We start from the raw sequence: 15,681 nt of genomic DNA, 5'->3' as shown, positions 1-15,681 counted from the left end.
TACAACTCTTAGTTTTTTAGTTGTACTACTAATTGGGCTTTACTGAAACGAATGTTCTATCTGATTTACCCTTTTTGAAAACAACTTTTCCTTCAACAACAGAAAAAATTGAATGATCTTTACCCATCCCCACGTTTTCACCAGGAAAAATTTTTGTGCCTCTTTGTCTTACAATTATGTTTCCAGGAATTACTACTTCACCACCATACTTTTTAACGCCAAGTCTACGACCGGCACTATCTCGTCCGTTTCTCGATGATCCACCTGCTTTTTTTGTTGCCATAATTTACCTAATTTATTTGCTTGCTACTTCAGTCTCAACTTTTTCAACTTTTTTAGTTGGTTTTACCATTTTCTCAGCTTCTGATAAAACTTTACCATCTTTTGAAAAAATTTTGCTAATTCTAATTAATGAGTACTGTTGTCTATGACCATTTTTTCTTCTTGAATTCTGTCTTCTTCTTTTTTTAAATATTAAAATAGTTCTATTTTTACCGTTTTCTACTAGGTCGGCTTCAACTTTTGCACCTTCAACTACTGGAGAACCAACTTCAATAGTTTTATCATCTCCATAAGCGAGGATTTCTTTAAATTCGATTTTAGTCTCAGGTTTAGAATCCTCTAATCTTTCAATTTTAAGGATTTCACCAGCTTTAACTTTGTACTGTTTTCCACCTGTTTGTATTATTGCGTATGACATTGTTTAATCTGTTTTTTATAATCAGCAATATAGTCTTGACCAAATTATAGTCAAGCGCGAATAAGCTAAAAATTGTCCTTTAAATCTCTCAATTTTGAAAAGTTTTCCTCTGTACCCGATCTAAGAAAAATATTGCACTCTAATTCTTCTTTAATCGTAGATGGAATAGTAGGTAGGTTTTTTTCTAATTTTTCATCTATAAGTTTAATCTTAACTTTAAGGCTTTCATTGTCTTGGTCATGAGCAATACAAAATTTAGAGTTTTGTTTGGTATACTCATGTCCACAATAGATCTTAGTTTTTTCTGGTAGAGCTTTTATTTTCATTAATGAATTATACATCTGTGAGTATGTTCCTTCAAAAATTTTACCACAACCAAGTGAAAAGAGGGTGTCTCCAGTAAAAACAGACTCTTCATTATAAAAATAAAAACATATATGGCCAAGGGTATGACCAGGTATATGAAATATTTTAGCCTGGAAATTTTCTTCGTGCCAAATGTCCTGATCACCAACAAGTATATCTATTTCTGGAATTCTATCTTTGTCTCCTTTGTATCCAATAACACTAGCTCCATATTTTTCTTTTAATTCTTTATTTCCCCCAACATGATCATAATGATGATGTGTATTTAATATATATTTTAAATGTATATTTTTATCTTCCAAATATTTGATAACAGGTTTTGCTTCACTAGGGTCAATCACACATGCAATATTTTTAGCTTTATCAATAATTAGATAAGAATAATTATCCTGTAGACAACGTATTATTTGAATTTCCATTTAACTTTCAATTAAAAAAATACCCAATTCTGCAGACAAATTTTTAGTATTTAGATTAAGTCTATTAATAGAAGATATCTTTTCGTTATGTAGAGCTAATGATTTATCTAATTTAATTTTTCTATTTTCACAAAAATTATAAAAATCTTTTATAGTACACATATGAAGGTTGGGAGTATTGTACCACTCATCAGGTAAATTTTTTGTAATTGGCATTGTTCCTTTAATTAATAGATGAAGTCTAACCTTCCAAAAACCAAAATTAGGTATTGTAACAATAGCTTTTTTGCCAACTCTTAATAGTTCTTTGATAACTATTTCAGGATTTAAAAATGCTTGTAATGTTTGACTTAAAATAACGAAATCAAAGGAACTGTCAGGAAATTGTAAAAGATCTTTTTCTGCATCACCTTCGATAACAGTTAGTCCTTTTGATAAACATTTTTGAACATTATCTTTTGAGATTTCTATTCCTCTTATGTCTATTTCTTTATTATACTTAAGATATTCCATTAATATGCCATCTCCACACCCCACATCTAAAACTCTAGTATTTTTTTCAATTAAATCGGAGATTATTTTAAATTCTTGTTTCATGTTTAGTTTTTAGAATAAGCTGTTTTAATATAGTCACCTAGAGTATTTAAAAATTTAGGAACTTTTAAAAGGAATGAATCGTGCCCTTTGTCAGATTCAATTTCAACAAATCCGACCTCAGCACCTATAGCATTTAAGGCTATAACAATTTCTTTATTTTCAGAGGTTGGATAAAGCCAATCAGAAGTAAAAGATATAATAAGAAACTTAGTTTTAGTTTTTTCAAATGCTTTAGATAAATTACCATGATGTTCTTTTACTAGATCAAAATAGTCCATTGCTCTTGTTATGTATAGGTAGCTATTGGCATCAAATCTATCAACAAATACAGATCCTTGATATCTTAAGTAGCTTTCAATTTGAAAGTCAGCATCAAAACCAAATTTCAGATCATCTCTTTCTTGTAACTTCCTTCCAAATTTTTCCTGAAGACCATTTTTAGACAAATAAGTTATATGTGCAGCCATTCTTGCAACAGATAATCCTTTATCAGGATTTTTATTTTGATTGGAATAATCACCGTTCTCCCAATTAGCATCAGCCATAATTGATTGTCTACCAAGTTCATTAAAAGCAATGTTCTGTGCCGAATGACTAGCTGTACAGGCTATTGGAATAGCAACTTTTGCTTTATCAGGGAAGTTATTAACGAATTGAAGTGTCTGCATACCACCCATTGATCCACCCATAACAGCAAATAATTTTTCAATATTAAAAAAATTTAAGAGATTAAATTGCGCGTTAACCATGTCATTAATAGTAATAACAGGAAAAGTAGTGCCATATTTTTTATTGGTATCAGGGTTGATATCACTAGGACCAAATGAACCCATGCACCCACCAATAACATTTGCACAAATTACAAAGTATTTATCAGTATCAATAGCTTTACCAGACCCAACAGCATAAGACCACCAACCTTCTTTTTTAGTAATTGGATTTATTCCAGATACAAATTGATCACCAGTCAAGGCATGAAAAATAAGAATAGCATTATCTTTATTCTCATTAAGAGAGCCATAAGTCTCATAAGCAAGAGAATAATTATTGATAGTTTGGCCACAATCTAATTTTAATGGTTTATCAATTATAATATTTTTTATGTTCACATTTATATTCATAAGTATTAGCCAAATTTGAATTGTGAGACAAAAAAACTTATTTAGCGGTTTTTTTTAAGCGCTCGCAATTCAGTTAAATCAGCGCATATTTTTTGTACTAGATAGCATTTCTTATGTCAATTTTTTTAAAAAATGACTTATTCTATATGAAAGGATAATATTTTATTTATAAGGTAAATTAAATTAATATAATGACAGTTCCAAAATTTAAAAAATTCAAAATAGAGGCTTATAAACCAGGTAAGTCAGATATAGCAAAAATACGAAATATTATAAAATTATCAGCAAATGAGTCAGCTCTTGGTGTAAGCCCGAGAGTAAAGAAAATTTTACAGAATAAAGAATTGTTAATATCGAAGTATCCAGATGGTAAAGCAAAAAAATTAAGAAAAGAAATTTCAAAGAAATTTAAGTGTGATTTTGAGAGAATAATTTGTGGTGCAGGGTCAGATGAAATTATTCAAATGATTTGTCAGTTATACTTAAAACCCTCTGATGAAGTGATTGTTCCTCAATATAGCTTTTTAATGTACAGGATATATGCACAAATAGTGGGGGCAAAAGTTGTTTATTCTAAGGAAAAAAATTTTAAAGTTTCGATAAATGAAATTATTAAGAAAGTAACAAGAAAAACCAAGCTAGTATTTATTGCTAATCCAAATAACCCAACAGGAACATACTTAACTAGAGCAGAATTAATAGACTTAAGAAAGAAATTAAATAAAAACATTTTACTAGTTTTAGATGATGCGTATTTTGAATATATGAAAAATAAAGATTATAAATCTGGTTTAGATTTATTTAAAAATAAAGATAATGTTGTTGTGATAAGAACTTTTTCAAAAATATATGGACTGGCCTCCTTAAGAGTTGGCTGGGGTCATGGGCCAAAAAAAATTATATCTGCAATGAACTTAATTAGACCGCCATTTAATGTAAATCAAGTTGCACAGATGGCAGCAATAGAAGCTTTAAAAGATAGAAAATTTGTTAATAATTCTGTGAAACACAATATTAGAGAAGCAAATAAAGTTAGAAATGTTTTACAAAAACTAAAAATTTTCTCAAATGAAGTAACCGCTAATTTTTTACTATTAAATTTTGATAGATGTAAATTTTCAGCTAATTATATTTTTAACAAACTGCAGTCAAAAGGAATTATATTAAGATCTACAGAGGATGGGTATAATATTAAAAACAAATTAAGACTAACAATTGGATCAACAAAAGAGAATATGAGATTCATAACAACAATTAAGGCTATCTTTAATTGATTATGAAAAATATTTTAATTATAGGCTGTGGTTTAATTGGTTCTTCATTATTAAGAGCAATTTCTGAAAAAAAAATAGCTAAAAAAATATTTGTCTATGAAAAATCAAAATCAAATATTTTAAAAATCAAAAAATTAAAATTACCATGTGAAATTACAAATGATTTAAAGCAAATTATCCCAAACTTAGATTTGATAATATTTTGTACTCCTCTAGGAGAATATGAAAAAATAATTTTAAAGATAAACAGATATTTATTACCCAAAACTATTATTACAGATGTTGGATCATCTAAAGAAAAGTCTATGGACTTAGTTAAAAGAAAATTAAAAAAAGGAATTTTTTGGACATCCAGTCACCCTATTGCAGGCTCAGAAGTTAGTGGCCCAGAAAATGGAGTAAAAAATTTATTCTTTAATAAATGGTGCATATTAATAAAAGAAAAAAATACTAACAAAAAACATCTTCTGATACTTACCAAGTTTTGGAAAAAAATTGGTTCAAAAGTTGCAATTATGGACTCAAAAAAACATGATACAGTTTTTTCTATGACTAGTCATTTGCCTCATTTAATTGCATATAATTTGGTTAAAACAGCTACAGACTTTGAAAAACAACAAAAGTATGAATTAATAAAATTTAGTGCTGGTGGTTTGAGAGATTTTTCAAGAATTGCTGCATCTAATGAAATTATGTGGAGAGATATTTTTTTTAATAATCAAAAAAATATTTCAAAAGTTATTGATCTGTTTATTAAAAATTTACGTTCATTTAAAAGAGATATTCAATTTAAAAATAATAAATCTATTATTAAAAAATTAGTTAATACTAAGAAGGTTAGGAAAAAAATAATTAAGTTAAAACAAGATATTAATAAGCCAGATTTTGGAAGAAATTAGTATTTTATAGGGGATATTTTTTTTACTGTTAATTTTGCTGTTCTTTCAATTCTATTTATTGTCTCTTTTATATTCATAATCAAAACTTTCTTTTCAGGACCATATGCATGAATTAACTTTTGAGCGTTAATACAAACAGCAACATGACCTTTCCAAAAAATAATATCACCTTTTTTAAAAACTTTACTTCTATTTTTTTTTGCTGAATATTTTATTTGGTCTTTTGTGTCTCGTGGATAAAATTTATTATTATAGTAAAAAAATAATTGTAAAATAGCAGAGCAGTCTATACCTCTATAAGTTTTACCACCCCATAGATATTTAATTTTTAAAAACATTTTTAATACTTTTAAATAATCTTTTTCAATATGATTAATTTTTTTTATATTAACTTTTTTAATCCATTTATTTTTTTCAAACTCTATGAATTTTTTATTTTCATGAATCATTGAAATTCTTGATGCAAAGGGTAAAAAATTTTTTGTTTTATTTTTTTGTTTATTATAAATATTTGCTTTTAGAGTAAATATTTTATGGGTTGGTTGGTGATCTTTTGTGTAATCTTTATTTTTTATGTATCCAGTATAATTATCGAATAAAGCCTTTATTTTTATCCAACTTTTGTTCTTAGATATAATTTTAAATTTTTCTCCATACAAAATTTGAGAGGTAACCTCAGAAAATGCATTGGGCTTTTTATGGATATTTGATAATGGTTTTTTATAAAAATAACTATCTTTCATGAAGTTTTAATTTATCTTTTATAAGCCACAAACAAATCAAAGAAGGTATCACCATGATGGCTGTAATAATAAAAAATACTCCCCAATCTCCATTAAGCCAATCTACTAATGCTCCAGATGATGATGCAAGTGTAGTTCTGCCTGCAGTTCCAATTGATGCAAGTAACGCGTATTGGGTTGCAGTATATGTTCGGTCTACTAGTAATGAAATAAATGCTACAAATGCAACTGTTGCAAATGCTGCTGCTATATCATCAAATATGACAGCTACTGCGAATAACAACTCAGATTTATCACTCCACGCTAAGACTGTGAATAATAAGTTAGTTGCAGCCATTAATATTCCTGCAACAAACATTGCTTTTAAAACACCAGATCTAATTACAAAAAGTCCACCCAGCAATGTAAACATAACTGTAGTAATCCAACCTAAAGTTTTAGAATAAATTGCAATATCACCTTTAGAGAAGCCTATTTCTTTATAAAAAACTATCGACATACGTCCAAGAAAGGCCTCACCAATCTTAAATAAAAAAATAAAACTTAAAATTCCAACAGCAATTGTAAAACCATTTTTCCTAAAAAAGCTTATTATAGGGCCACCTAATGTGCTGCTTATCCATGTTATAAAATTAGTTATAATATTTTTTGATCCAAGTTTACTTTCTATAAGTTTATCAGTTTCTTTTTGTTTTTTTTGTCTGTCAGTATAAAGAGGCTCATGGACAAACATCAAACCTATATTCATTAAAATTACTACAACTCCTAAAATTAAAAATGTAATTTGCCAGTAATTTGTAACACCCATATTCTCTAAATATTCTGCTGTAAATAAAGCTATTACACCACCTAATTTGTATCCACTCCACCAGCCAACAACAGCCATAGCAGCGCCAGCGGCCATTGATTTACTTTCGTGTTCGCCTATTTGTTCAATTCTTAAAGCATCAACTGTAATATCTTGTGTGGCTGATGCTATAGCAATAATTAAACCAACTGTAATTAGTAGCGCAAGGTTTTCGGTAGGATTAATGAAACTCCAAGTAACAAGACAAGCTAAAATTGCAATTTGCATTAAAACTATCCAGCCTCTTCTATGACCAAGTTTTTTTGTTAGGTAGGGTATTTGAAATCTATCAATAAGGGGGGCCCATAAATAATTAAAAGCATAAACAGCAAATATTAGTCCTGCCCAACCAATTGTTGATCTGCTTAAGCCCTCTTCTTTGAGCCATAGACTTAAACTGCTCCCAATTAAAACCCAGGGAAAACCAGAAATTGCACCTAATAATAATATTCTAAGCATTCTCTTATCAAAGTAGACAGCAAAAGTTTCTGATAAGGATTGTTTTTTAATTTCAATCATAGTTAATTTCTCCAAAATGATGGAAGAAACAATACAAGTATAGCAAATAATTCCAACCTACCCAATATCATTCCGAGACTTAAAATCCATTTAGATATTTCTGGTAAGCTTGAAAAATTGCCATTAGGGCCAATTGTAGAGCCCAATCCTGGACCAACATTTGAGATAGAAGTTGCGGCACCAGAAATTGAAGTAACAAAATCTAGACCACTTAAGGATAAAAATGCAGTTATTAAAAAAAATATAACCAAATAAAGAAAGATAAAAGAAATGATGGAAGCCATAAATTTATCATCAACATTATTTTTATCATATTTTATTATGAATATGCCTTTTGGATAAATAATCTTTTTTAATTGATTAATAATAAAAAGGTATAAAATTTGAATTCTAAAAATTTTAATTCCACATGTGGTAGAACCAGCACAACCACCAATGAACATTAAAGTTAGAAAGAAAATGAGTGGAAAATTACCCCATCCATCAAATTCTCCAGTAACATATCCCGTTCCACTTAATATAGAGATAACATTAAAACAAATAGTCCTAATATTTATTTGAGAAAAATCTTTGTTGTGAAAAAGTAAATAAATAAAAAGTATAATAATTGAAAAAATAATAATTTTTAAAAACGATTTTATTTGAACATCAGAGATAAGAATTTTTCTGTCTCCATTTAAAAATTTTATATAAGTAATAAAAGGTAAACTCCCTAATATGATGAAAACCATGGATGATATTTCGATAGGTAGACTATTAAAATATCCAATAGATTCGTTATAATTTGAAAAGCCACCAGTTGCTATCGTGGTCATTGAATGAGTTAAGCTATCAAAAATATTCATACCAAAAATTTTATATGTAGAAGCACAAAGCACGGTTAGACCTAAATAAACGTAAATTAGTCTAAGTGAAATTTCTTTTGATTTTGGTAATAGTTTTTCAGAAGAATCATTACTTGAAATTTTAAACAATTGCATTCCACCAACATTCATTATTGGCATTAAGGTTATTGCCATTACAATAATACCAATTCCACCTAACCATTGAAGCATTGCTCGCCACAAAAGTATCGATCTTGGAGCACTCTCTAAGTTGGAGATAATTGTCGACCCTGTCGTGGTGATTCCAGACATACTTTCAAAGAAAGAGTCAGTAATTGAAAGTTCAAGAGTAGAAAAAATAAAAGGTAAAGAACCAAATATTGCAATACTTAACCAAGAAAGAGCAGTTAATAAGAACGCTTGTTGTAGATTTAATTTTTTATCATGATTTAAATTTGTTAAAAAAAATAAAACACCAAATATTATAGAAATTATAGAGCCTCCAATAAAAGAGGAGTCAATTTCTGAATATATAAACTGAGCTATAATTGGAATCATCATGGAAATTCCAAGAATAATTTGCAAAACACCCAAGGTAAAAAAAACAGTTTTATAATTAGACATTTTGAAAGAACATTATTTTATGGTAAATAAATTTCAACTCTATAAGAATTAATAAAAACACCAAATATAAGATATTTGTTATTAAACAAAGTGATTGAAAAAGATAATTTAGATAAAACTAACGCATGGCCCTTTGTTGAGGCTAAAAAATTACTGCGTGAAAGAAAGTCCTTTATTGATAAAAAAGGTAAAATAATTTTACAAACTGGTTATGGTCCAAGTGGGCTGCCCCATATAGGTACATTTGGTGAAGTTGCAAGAACATCGATGATGGTTAATGCTTTAAAACAACTTACAGATATACCAACGGAAATCATAACTTTCTCTGATGACATGGATGGCTTTAGAAAAGTTCCAGAAAACGTTCCAAATCAAGAGCTCTTAAATAACAATCTTCATAAGCCTTTAACTCAAGTGCCAGATCCATTTGAAAAATTTTCAAGTTTTGGTGAACACAATAATGAAATGTTAAAAGATTTTTTAAATAAATTTAATTTTGAATATAATTTTCAAAGCTCTTCGGTTCTTTATAAGGGTGGTTTTTTTAATCCCACATTACAGATAATCCTAGAAAATTATCAAGGTATTATGGATATAATTCTTCCAACACTAGGGAAAGAAAGACAAAAAACTTACAGTCCATTTTTACCAATTTGTCCAGACACTGGTAAGGTTTTAGAAATTCCAGTTTTAGAAATACTAAAAAAAAAATCCAAAATTATATTTGATAATAATGGAAAAAAACTTGAGGCAAGTATCTTAGATGGAAATTGCAAATTACAATGGAAAGTAGATTGGGCAATGAGATGGTACGCTCTTGATATAGATTTTGAAATGTATGGAAAAGATCTAATTGAAAGTGCAATATTATCATCAAAAATAATCAAGTTAATTGGAAAAACAAACCCATCTGGGTTTGCTTATGAGCTTTTTTTAGATGAAAAAGGAGAAAAAATATCCAAATCAAAAGGAAATGGAATTACAATTGATCAGTGGCTGGAGTATGCATCACCCGAAAGTCTTTCATTGTATATGTATCAAAATCCCAAAAGAGCAAAAAAACTATATAAAGAAATAGTTCCTAAAACAGTCGATGAGTACTTGGACTTTATAGAAAAAGCTAAAACACAAAATGAGTTACAGCTATTAATGAATCCTGTTTGGCATGTGCATAATGGATTAATTCCTAAAGAAGATACTATTATGAGCTTTTCAATGCTTTTAAATTTAGTAGAAACGAGCAATGCAGACTCTAAGGAGTTACTTTGGAAGTTTGTAAAAAAATATAAAAAAAACCTTTTAGAAAAAGAACACCCAATTTTTGATAATCTTATAGGTTATGCGATTAAGTATTTTAATGACGTAATAAAATTACAAAAAAAATACAAAACTCCTGACGCAAATGAAAAAGTCGCATTAGAAGCACTGGTTAAGTCTCTTGATAGCTGCAATGATAAGATGTTGCCTGAGGATATTCAGACATTAATTTATTCAACAGGAAAAGAAAATGGTTACGCAGAAAACTTGCGGGATTGGTTTAAATTAATTTATGAGGTTGTTTTTGGAGATGAAAATGGACCAAGAATGGGATTTTTTATAAGTTTTTTTGGAGTAAACGAAACTAAAGAGTTAATTAAAGAAAAAATAAAATAATGTTTTCAAAATTCAGATCACTAATTTTCAAAATTGATCCTGAAACTGCTCATAATTTAGCAATTAAGTCTTTAAAACTAAACATATTACCAAACATAGCTGATCAAAATAAAGGAGATCCAATATTTAAAACTAATTTATTTGGTAAGAATATAGATAATCCAATAGGAATGGCTGCCGGGTTTGATAAAAATGCTGAAGTTTATAACCCACTGTTTAAACTTGGGTTTGGTTTTGTTGAAGTAGGAACGGTTACCCCACTTGAGCAATATGGAAATCCAAAGCCAAGAGTTTTTAGGTTGGTTGAAGATCAGGCTCTTATAAATAGGTTAGGTTTTAATAATTTAGGAGCAGAAAATATTAGCCATAGAATTAGATCTAATTCACATAAAGGTTTATTAGGAGTCAACATAGGTCCCAATAAAGATAGTGAAGATAGATTAAATGATTATTTGATTGGACTTAGAAACTTTTATGATATCGCTGACTATATTACAGTTAATATTTCTTCGCCTAACACAGAAAATCTAAGAGCTTTTCATGATGAGACTAAATTTGATGAATTGTTGAATGCAATAGAAAAAGAAAAAGTTAAACTTAAATCAAAAATTCCAATTGTAGTAAAAATCTCTCCAGATATTTCAGATGAACAAATTGAACTAATAAGTAAAATTTTAATTAAACATAAAGTTAGTGCAATAATTGTTTCAAACACAACAGCTAAAAATAGAGAAAAATTGAATAATATTTTAAAGCATCAAAAGGGTGGGCTATCAGGCAAGCCACTAGAGGAAGAGGCCAATAAACTAATAAGTAAGTTTTATAAACTGCTTAAGGGCAAGATTGAAATTATAGGTGTAGGAGGTGTGGACTCGGGAGAAAGTGCTTATAAAAAGTTTCAGGCAGGAGCTAGCTATGTTCAGTTATATACAGGAATGGTTTTTCAAGGACCAAACATTGTAGGAAAGATAAAAAAAGAGCTTAAAGAAATATTAATTGACGAAGGTATTAAGAATTTTAAAGAAATAATAGGAAAGAAGCTGACTAATTGATCCTAATAAACTTGACGAGATCATGAACACATCTTATATAGTCACTAAATATTATGTCTAAAAAATGTGAATTAACTGGTAAAATTCCTATGAAAGGTCACAATGTTAGTCACGCTAACAATAAGACTAAAAGAAGATTTTTACCTAATTTAAAAAAAGCTAAATTTACAAGTGAACTTTTGAAAAGAAGCCTAACTTTAACTGTTAGTAATGCCGGGGTTAGAAGCGTTGATAAAAAAGGTACTTTTGATCAGTTTTTAAAGACTGTAAAAAATAAAAATATTTCGCCTAGACTAAAAAAATTAAAAAAAAGTATATTAATTAAATCACCTTTTATTAAAAAAGCACCAAAAGCATCTCCTAGTAAATCAGCTTAATGAAAAAGTTTTTTATACTACTCTCATTTATAATGGGAGTTGTTGTCTTAACTTCAAATTATTTAGTACAATTTCCAATCAATTATTATGGTTTAGAAGAAATATTAACTTATGGTGCTTTTAGCTATCCAGTTGCTTTTTTAATTACGGATCTGGCAAATAGATCTTATGGCAAGGTTGTAGCTAGAAAAATTGTTTATGTTGGTTTTATTATAGGGATTGTATTTACTCTTTTCTTTTCAACAAATTTTGCAGACTTAATTTCAGTTAGAATTGCTATAGGTTCAGGTATAGCATTTATGGTTGCACAGTTGTTAGATGTTCAAATTTTTGACTATTTAAGAAAAAAGAAATGGTTTGTTGCTCCATTAACTTCTTCGTTAATTGGGTCTACTGTTGACACATTTTTATTCTTCTCCATCTCATTTTATGCAACGGGAATACCATGGGTCACTTTATCTCTAGGTGATTTAGCTGTTAAAATATTTGTTGCTTTAGCAATGTTAATTCCATTTAGATTATTATTAGGAACTTTTAAAGCTTCAAAAGCTTAGTATAAAAATTTGTACGACAAGATTTTATAAGCAAGTTTAGCTACAAGAAAATTGTAAGAATTAAAACCTTTAATAGGTGAAAGCTCATTTATATCTGCACCAACAATATTAGAGTTTTTAGCAGCTATCCGTATGATATTTAAAGTTTCATCCCACAATAATCCACCTGGTTCAGGTGTGCCTGTTGCAGGCATTATGCTTGAATCTAAACCATCAACATCAAATGTTAAATAAACTGTTTTATTCTTTATCATTTTTTTAAATTTTTTTAGGTCCCATTTATTTTTGTCTTTTGCCCAAAAGATATCAATCCTAGATGAGTTTTTTTTTAAGAATGGTATTTCACTTTGAGATATATTTCTGATCCCAAATGAAATTATGGAAACATTTTTATGATCAAGACATCTCTTAATAGCTGAAGCATGTGAAAATTTTTCACCATTATAACTCTCTCTTAAATCTGCATGTGCATCAAAATGTAGTAAACATATATCTTTATATTTTTTTACAAATGGAGCAATACATCCAGGTGTTATTGAGTGCTCCCCACCAAAAGTGATTGGAAATAATTTTTTATCTAATATTTCTTGATTTATATCAGACATCTTTTTAAGAGCTTTTTTAATGTCTTTATCAATTTTAAATGGTTTTAAAGTTTTAATCCCAATTTTTTTATAGGGTTCACAATGTAACTCTTCATCATATAGCTCAACTTGATGAGATGCTTTGATGATTTCTTTAGGGCCATTACGAGTGCCACCACCATAACTTACAGTTTTTTCTAAACCAAATGGAACAACTACTACTTTCTCTTTAAAATTAACATCATTGTCAATTCCTAGAAAACCATTTTTATTAGAAAGATATTTCAATTTTATTTAAATATTTTTGAGAAGTTTTTTCTCGTTCTATTTTTCCAATCACCTTTATGATAAGCATCGCTTGCAATCAAAGGAAGGACACTAGTTGCTTCTGCAAAAACCATTTGTTCTTTAGCAATATCTACTTTACCCCATGAGCTTGCCTCTTTTAATGTAGAGCTGCTGCAAGCACCATCTCTAGAATCTGCTACTGTAATTTGAACTGCATACTTATGCATCTCAACCTCTTTTCCTAAAAGTTCAGCACAGATAACAGTATCTTGAACAAAGTTTTTAGGTACTCCTCCACCAATCATAAATAAGCCAGATCCTTTTGATTGAATCTTTATTTCAGTTAATTCACGAAGCTCTCTAATAGAATCTATCGTAATATGCTTTTTAGGATTATTTTCTTGATGAGTGACCAATCCAAAACCGGCACTTGAGTCTGTAAATGCAGGACAAAAAATGGGAACATTATTGTCATATGCAGTTTCAATTAAAGAGTCTTTTTTTTTAGAATTTTTCTTTAAATATTTTCCCATTTCATAAATAAATTCTCTTGATGTGTAACTTCTAGGATCAAGTGTATCTGCTATTTCACATATTTTTTGATCACATTCCTGTAATTCATCTTCATCAATATATGTATCGTAAATTCTATCTATATAATTTTTTCTTAATTCAGTGTCATCTTGAAATTGTGAACCTTGATAATGTTTAAAACCTAAAGCTTCAAAAAAATCCATATCTACTATTGAAGCTCCTGTAGCAATAATTGCGTCAACCATATTATATTTAACTAAATCTTTATAAATATTCATACATCCCGCAGCAGAAGTGGAACCAGCAAGTGTTAAAAAAATTGTACAATCCTTATCTTGAATCATTTCATTAAAAATGTTGGCTGCATTTGCTGTTTCTCTTGAAACAAAAGACATTTTTTCCATTGAGGAAATTATCTTTCTTGCATCAAACGATGTAATATCTATGTGTTCAACTGGATTTTGTAAGAAGCTTTTTTTGCTATTATGAGTTAAATTTTTGTTTTCTGGCATTAGGCAACTAGTATAGCCTTATTGCTGTCTTTACCATACATGGTCATTATCGGCTCATCTTCTACTTCATAAATTTCATTAGAATAAAAACCATTAAATTGAGTTCTAAAAGTTAGACCGTAGGCTCCAAGCTGACCTAGTTCAATATAATCATTTTCTTTAATATTATTTGGAAGTAAAAATGGTCCTTTCATGTAATCCATGCTATCGCAGGTGGGGCCATAAAAATCAAAAGCAGTTAATTTTTTTGATATTATCTTGCTAGATTTAATTAAACGAGATGGGTAAACCATATTTGGTGTACCAGCATCAAAAAGAGTTCCGTATGTTCCATCATTTATATAAAGTTTTTGTTTTTTTCTAAGATTTACTCTGACAATTGTAGAACCACTTTCTGCAACTATTGCTCTTCCAGGCTCACATAATAATTCTGGAAGTTTTTCTAGTTCTAAATTAGTTAAACTTTTTTTTATTTCTTCAAAATAATTTTCTAAAGGTTGAGGTACTAAATCAGGATAGATTGCAGGAAATCCACCACCAATGTTTATGTAATCAGGAATAATTTTTGTTTTTTTTATTATGTTTCCAATCTCTCCAATTCCTTTTGCATAAGAAATTGGGTGCATACATTGAGAACCAACGTGAAAACTTAAGCCGATTTTTTTTGCATATTGTTTCGTTAGTCTTAATAAACCAGTAGCTTCAGAGGTTAAAACACCAAATTTTTTAGATAGATCTATTTCAGCATGTTCATTTGAAACAGCAACCCTTACAAATAGTTCAAGATCTTTTGCTTGATTGGTTGCTTCAATAATTTTTATTAATTCATCTTTAGTATCTAAAGAAAAAGCTTTAATATTGTAGTTAAAGTAAGCTTCCTTAATACTTTCTCTACTCTTAACAGTATGCATATATGAGCATTTTGCATCAGGGGAGATAGCTCTTATGTCTTTAATCTCTTGAATTGAAGCTACATCAAAGTTTTCAATTCCACTTTTTACTATTGTTTTTAAAACCTCAGGATGTGAGTTAGTTTTAACAGCATATAGAACTTTACCAGGAAATTTATTCCTAAAATAAGTAGAAGCAGACTGTATAGATTTTTTTCTAATACAATAAATAGGCTTTTCTGGTTTTAGTTGATTTATAAGCTCATCAACTGTTTTAAATTTTTGCATTTTATATGTCCCCAAA

The 15,681-nt window shown here is 28.8% G+C and carries 17 protein-coding genes; 6 read left to right on the top strand and 11 right to left on the bottom strand.

Annotated elements, in window-relative coordinates; translation table 11 throughout:
- Window positions 1-28: 28 nt before the first annotated feature.
- The 5 genes from rpmA to metX all read right to left on the bottom strand — a co-directional run bounded on the left by rpmA (window position 29) and on the right by metX (window position 3,203).
- Entirely contained in the window at window positions 29-283 is a 255-nt protein-coding gene (rpmA, locus tag AC5SL0_RS06055; RefSeq protein WP_006997689.1) for a 50S ribosomal protein L27, read from the bottom strand.
- Between the two features lie 12 nt (window positions 284-295).
- Window positions 296-700 carry a 50S ribosomal protein L21 gene (gene rplU / locus AC5SL0_RS06050; RefSeq protein ID WP_006997690.1) on the bottom strand — a complete coding sequence of 135 codons (405 nt, stop codon included), beginning with the start codon at window positions 698-700 and terminating at the stop codon, window positions 296-298.
- A gap of 65 nt (window positions 701-765) precedes the next feature.
- A complete protein-coding gene (gene gloB / locus AC5SL0_RS06045; protein ID WP_018413607.1) occupies window positions 766-1,485 on the bottom strand; it encodes a hydroxyacylglutathione hydrolase in 720 nt (239 codons plus the stop codon).
- The gene (gene metW, locus AC5SL0_RS06040; protein WP_018413606.1) at window positions 1,486-2,082 is read right to left on the bottom strand and encodes a methionine biosynthesis protein MetW; all 597 of its coding nucleotides are present in this window, start codon (window positions 2,080-2,082) and stop codon (window positions 1,486-1,488) included.
- Window positions 2,083-2,084: 2 nt separating this feature from the next.
- Window positions 2,085-3,203, bottom strand: a complete 1,119-nt coding sequence (metX, locus tag AC5SL0_RS06035) for a homoserine O-acetyltransferase MetX (protein WP_018413605.1) — start codon at window positions 3,201-3,203, stop codon at window positions 2,085-2,087.
- Between the two features lie 191 nt (window positions 3,204-3,394).
- Here metX and hisC point away from each other — a divergent pair, with 191 nt between their 5' ends.
- Window positions 3,395-4,477, top strand: a complete 1,083-nt coding sequence (gene hisC / locus AC5SL0_RS06030; RefSeq protein WP_494618126.1) for a histidinol-phosphate transaminase — start codon at window positions 3,395-3,397, stop codon at window positions 4,475-4,477.
- Window positions 4,478-4,479: 2 nt separating this feature from the next.
- Window positions 4,480-5,376: a prephenate dehydrogenase/arogenate dehydrogenase family protein gene (locus tag AC5SL0_RS06025; RefSeq protein WP_271741752.1), complete on the top strand. Its 897-nt coding sequence runs from the start codon at window positions 4,480-4,482 to the stop codon at window positions 5,374-5,376.
- Here AC5SL0_RS06025 and AC5SL0_RS06020 read toward each other — a convergent pair.
- Genes AC5SL0_RS06020 through AC5SL0_RS06010 form a run of 3 tightly spaced genes read right to left on the bottom strand, consistent with a single transcriptional unit; the run spans window position 5,373 to window position 8,933 of the window.
- Window positions 5,373-6,119, bottom strand: a complete 747-nt coding sequence (locus tag AC5SL0_RS06020) for a C40 family peptidase (protein ID WP_494587270.1) — start codon at window positions 6,117-6,119, stop codon at window positions 5,373-5,375. The two genes, AC5SL0_RS06025 and AC5SL0_RS06020, sit on opposite strands and share 4 nt — an antisense overlap.
- Window positions 6,109-7,485 carry an AmpG family muropeptide MFS transporter gene (locus tag AC5SL0_RS06015; RefSeq protein WP_271564183.1) on the bottom strand — a complete coding sequence of 459 codons (1,377 nt, stop codon included), beginning with the start codon at window positions 7,483-7,485 and terminating at the stop codon, window positions 6,109-6,111. Before AC5SL0_RS06015 ends, AC5SL0_RS06020 begins: the two co-directional genes overlap by 11 nt.
- 2 nt (window positions 7,486-7,487) lie before the next feature.
- A complete protein-coding gene (locus tag AC5SL0_RS06010) occupies window positions 7,488-8,933 on the bottom strand; it encodes a TrkH family potassium uptake protein (RefSeq protein WP_494573970.1) in 1,446 nt (481 codons plus the stop codon).
- Between the two features lie 90 nt (window positions 8,934-9,023).
- Between AC5SL0_RS06010 and AC5SL0_RS06005 the strand changes: the two genes are divergently transcribed.
- Genes AC5SL0_RS06005 through AC5SL0_RS05990 form a run of 4 tightly spaced genes read left to right on the top strand, consistent with a single transcriptional unit; the run spans window position 9,024 to window position 12,569 of the window.
- A complete protein-coding gene (locus tag AC5SL0_RS06005) occupies window positions 9,024-10,586 on the top strand; it encodes a lysine--tRNA ligase (RefSeq protein WP_494573969.1) in 1,563 nt (520 codons plus the stop codon).
- On the top strand, window positions 10,586-11,638 hold the full coding sequence (locus tag AC5SL0_RS06000) for a quinone-dependent dihydroorotate dehydrogenase (protein WP_494618124.1): 1,053 nt from the start codon (window positions 10,586-10,588) through the stop codon (window positions 11,636-11,638). The genes AC5SL0_RS06005 and AC5SL0_RS06000 overlap by 1 nt, the downstream gene beginning before the upstream one ends.
- Window positions 11,639-11,691: 53 nt before the next feature.
- A complete protein-coding gene (rpmB, locus tag AC5SL0_RS05995) occupies window positions 11,692-12,015 on the top strand; it encodes a 50S ribosomal protein L28 (protein WP_006997702.1) in 324 nt (107 codons plus the stop codon).
- Entirely contained in the window at window positions 12,015-12,569 is a 555-nt protein-coding gene (locus tag AC5SL0_RS05990) for a queuosine precursor transporter (RefSeq protein ID WP_018413597.1), read from the top strand. Before rpmB ends, AC5SL0_RS05990 begins: the two co-directional genes overlap by 1 nt.
- On the opposite strand, the gene speB is transcribed toward AC5SL0_RS05990, so the two are convergent.
- From speB to AC5SL0_RS05975, 3 genes are read right to left on the bottom strand one after another with little or no spacing between them, the layout of a single operon-like run.
- Window positions 12,566-13,441, bottom strand: coding sequence for an agmatinase (gene speB, locus AC5SL0_RS05985; protein WP_271616154.1), 876 nt, complete (start codon window positions 13,439-13,441; stop codon window positions 12,566-12,568). The genes AC5SL0_RS05990 and speB overlap by 4 nt on opposite strands.
- Window positions 13,442-13,443: 2 nt before the next feature.
- Entirely contained in the window at window positions 13,444-14,487 is a 1,044-nt protein-coding gene (locus tag AC5SL0_RS05980; RefSeq protein WP_494573968.1) for a 1,9-bis(guanidino)-5-aza-nonane synthase, read from the bottom strand.
- Window positions 14,487-15,665 carry a type III PLP-dependent enzyme gene (locus AC5SL0_RS05975; RefSeq protein ID WP_494618123.1) on the bottom strand — a complete coding sequence of 393 codons (1,179 nt, stop codon included), beginning with the start codon at window positions 15,663-15,665 and terminating at the stop codon, window positions 14,487-14,489. Before AC5SL0_RS05975 ends, AC5SL0_RS05980 begins: the two co-directional genes overlap by 1 nt.
- Between the last annotated feature and the right edge of the window lie 16 nt (window positions 15,666-15,681).

The organism is Candidatus Pelagibacter sp. PS_16, assembly GCF_059417965.1.
Note: the sequence above shows the minus strand (reverse complement) of the source record. Positions and strands in the feature narration are given on the sequence as shown.

Coding starts and splice junctions, on each gene's coding strand:
- rpmA (WP_006997689.1), bottom strand. CDS start 283: ATGGCAACAAAAAAAGCAGGTGGATCATCGAGAAACGGACGAGATAGT.
- rplU (WP_006997690.1), bottom strand. CDS start 700: ATGTCATACGCAATAATACAAACAGGTGGAAAACAGTACAAAGTTAAA.
- gloB (WP_018413607.1), bottom strand. CDS start 1,485: ATGGAAATTCAAATAATACGTTGTCTACAGGATAATTATTCTTATCTA.
- metW (WP_018413606.1), bottom strand. CDS start 2,082: ATGAAACAAGAATTTAAAATAATCTCCGATTTAATTGAAAAAAATACT.
- metX (WP_018413605.1), bottom strand. CDS start 3,203: ATGAATATAAATGTGAACATAAAAAATATTATAATTGATAAACCATTA.
- hisC (WP_494618126.1), top strand. CDS start 3,395: ATGACAGTTCCAAAATTTAAAAAATTCAAAATAGAGGCTTATAAACCA.
- AC5SL0_RS06025 (WP_271741752.1), top strand. CDS start 4,480: ATGAAAAATATTTTAATTATAGGCTGTGGTTTAATTGGTTCTTCATTA.
- AC5SL0_RS06020 (WP_494587270.1), bottom strand. CDS start 6,119: ATGAAAGATAGTTATTTTTATAAAAAACCATTATCAAATATCCATAAA.
- AC5SL0_RS06015 (WP_271564183.1), bottom strand. CDS start 7,485: ATGATTGAAATTAAAAAACAATCCTTATCAGAAACTTTTGCTGTCTAC.
- AC5SL0_RS06010 (WP_494573970.1), bottom strand. CDS start 8,933: ATGTCTAATTATAAAACTGTTTTTTTTACCTTGGGTGTTTTGCAAATT.
- AC5SL0_RS06000 (WP_494618124.1), top strand. CDS start 10,586: ATGTTTTCAAAATTCAGATCACTAATTTTCAAAATTGATCCTGAAACT.
- rpmB (WP_006997702.1), top strand. CDS start 11,692: ATGTCTAAAAAATGTGAATTAACTGGTAAAATTCCTATGAAAGGTCAC.
- AC5SL0_RS05990 (WP_018413597.1), top strand. CDS start 12,015: ATGAAAAAGTTTTTTATACTACTCTCATTTATAATGGGAGTTGTTGTC.
- AC5SL0_RS05980 (WP_494573968.1), bottom strand. CDS start 14,487: ATGCCAGAAAACAAAAATTTAACTCATAATAGCAAAAAAAGCTTCTTA.
- AC5SL0_RS05975 (WP_494618123.1), bottom strand. CDS start 15,665: ATGCAAAAATTTAAAACAGTTGATGAGCTTATAAATCAACTAAAACCA.